This window comes from Bradyrhizobium sp. NBAIM08, assembly GCF_020193935.1.
Lineage (GTDB): Bacteria > Pseudomonadota > Alphaproteobacteria > Rhizobiales > Xanthobacteraceae > Bradyrhizobium > Bradyrhizobium yuanmingense.
The window spans coordinates 1-445 of record NZ_JADYVR010000376.1 but is presented as its reverse complement, the minus strand read 5'-3'; the positions used below and the strand labels follow the sequence as shown (position 1 = coordinate 445).

At 61.6% G+C, this 445-nt stretch carries 1 protein-coding gene; it reads left to right on the top strand.

Going from position 1 to position 445, the window contains the following annotated elements; genetic code table 11:
• The coding region (locus tag I6F37_RS39980; protein ID WP_225154376.1) for a DVUA0089 family protein at positions 1-445 on the top strand (445 nt) is incomplete at both ends.

The window sequence follows — 445 nt, the reverse complement described above, 5'->3', positions numbered from 1 at the left end:
GCATTCGCATCTACGTTTCGTCCAGATCACGACGCTCGTCGCGGCAACTTTGGTTCCCACCTACGCGGCGACCATCACAGACACATACGCCGGGTCGCTTCCCGCGACCTTCACAGGAACACTCCCCGACCAGGGCTCGGTCTTCCTGGAAACTTTCACGTTGTCCGCTCCCGGCAACGTAACCGTCTTCACCACTTCTTACGCCACCGGCGGCTTTCAAACCAATCTCCTGCTCTTCAACTCATCGGGCACGGCCATTGCAGGCAGCGTCCCGGCGGGCTTGCCCGATGTAGGCACAGGGATCGTCGGTGACTCCTTGCTCACGGCCATGGGCCTCGGGGCGGGCACCTACACCGTCGCCCTCACTGACTTCCTGTTGGGCCAATCCCTCGTAGCCACCAACCTATCGGACGGCTTCACCTTCAACCTCGGCAACGGCACAACC